This is a genomic window from Vibrio sp. Vb1337 (assembly GCF_033338715.1).
Taxonomy (GTDB): Bacteria; Pseudomonadota; Gammaproteobacteria; order Enterobacterales; family Vibrionaceae; genus Vibrio; species Vibrio alginolyticus.
In genome coordinates this window covers 1-1,782 of record NZ_JAWOTD010000063.1, presented here as the reverse complement: position 1 = coordinate 1,782, position 1,782 = coordinate 1, and the positions used below count along the sequence as shown (strand labels likewise).

Sequence of the window (1,782 nt, the reverse complement as noted above, 5' to 3'; positions counted from 1 at the left end):
CTCTGATTGAATCAACTCTTCACCATTCACACGCCATGAGGTCAGTTTGCCGTTTACTTTCGAGAAAGTGCGCGTGAAGTTATGACCTGTGATCACGTGCTCTAGGCGGCTTTCTTCAAGTACCAATGGTTGAACATTGTGGTTGACCAACGCAGGCAACGTCGCGGTGTTTTCTTTCAGTTGGAATTGATACACCGCAATTTCATGGTTGGCTTCGCTGTAAAGCGTGCGACTGTCTTTGCGTACGGTGAAGTTAACAAAGGCTTCGCGCTCATCCAATTCTGGCAAGTCGATGGTCACTTTACGTTCGCTGTTGGCGACCAAAGCTTCGACTTTAAACTGCACGCTTCGCAAGGTTTCACCTTCGGCACGCACGTCAGCAGTAATGGTGTAATCATCGAGGTTGGTGAACCACAATTTGTTCTCAACGATAAAGCGATCATGGCAACCTTCAACGGTGCGGATTTTCACCGGTGCAATGACTTGTTTGTATTCTTTCAGGCCAGGGCTCGGGGTTTGATCTGGGTAAATCAGACCATCCATGCAGATGTTGTAGTTGTTTGGGTAGTCGCCGTAATCGCCGCCGTATTTGTAGAACTCTTGGCCGTGCTCATCACGCGCTAGAATGCCGTGATCACACCATTCCCAAACGTAGTGACCTTGAATGTGGTCGTGCGCATAGAACACGTTTTGGTATTCGGTTAAACCACCCGGCCCGTTCCCCATCGCGTGGGCGTATTCGCAGATAATGCGTGGCTTCTCGTGTGGGTGTTCGCCAAAGTAATTCATCAGTTGAGCGCGTGAGTACATAGTGGAAATCACATCCACCACTTCAGCATCGCGGTCTTCTTCGTAGTGAACCAAACGGGTGTCATCAATTGCTTTGGTCGCGGCATACATCGCACGGATGTTACAGCCATAACCCGATTCGTTACCGAGTGACCACATGATGATCGATGGGTGGTTTTTCTGTGCGTGTACATGGCGCACTGCGCGATCAACAAACACCGCTTCCCATGCTGGATCATTGGTGATACGGCTCAGGTCGCCAACGTTGGCAAAGCCGTGGGTTTCCACATCGGTTTCTGCCATCACAAACAGGCCGTAAATATCACACAACTCGTAGAAGCGTGGGTCGTTCGGGTAGTGTGCGGTGCGAACTGAGTTGATGTTGTGTTGCTTCATCAAAATCAGATCTTTTTCCACGCGGTCCATGCCCACTGCGCGACCTTTTAGGTGGTCGTTGTCATGACGGTTTACACCATGCAGCATCACGTATTGATTGTTGATGTAAAACAGGCCATCACGCACCTTGATATCACGGAAACCCACGCGTTGTGGGATCACTTCCACTACGTTGCCTTGGTGATCTTTTAAGGTGATGAACAAGTGGTAAAGGTAAGGATTTTCAGCCGTCCAATGCGTTGGATTCACCATATCAATCGCAAAGCTTGTTGAGTGGTGGTTTTGGATAGTCAGTGAATCGCATTGACCACTGGCTACGACAGTGCCTTTGTCATGCAGCGCGTATTCCAGCGTGTAGCCAGACGCGATAGCGGTGGAAAGGTTTTCCAATTCGATTTGAGCACTGAGCGTCGCATTTTGGTAATCGTCGGCGAAATCGGTGCGAATGGTGAGATCTTGGACGTGAACGTTCTCTTTTCCGATTAGATAAACATCACGGAAGATCCCCGCCGTCCACCACATGTCTTGGTCTTCAATGTAAGTGGAATCGGCCCACTGCATCACGCGTACAGAGAGTAAGTTTTCGCCTTGTTGGAC

At 49.6% G+C, this 1,782-nt stretch carries 1 protein-coding gene; it reads right to left on the bottom strand.

Annotated elements, in window-relative coordinates:
- The coding region (locus tag R7E42_RS23820) for a glycoside hydrolase family 2 TIM barrel-domain containing protein (RefSeq protein WP_318073063.1) at positions 1 to 1,782 on the bottom strand (1,782 nt) is incomplete at both ends.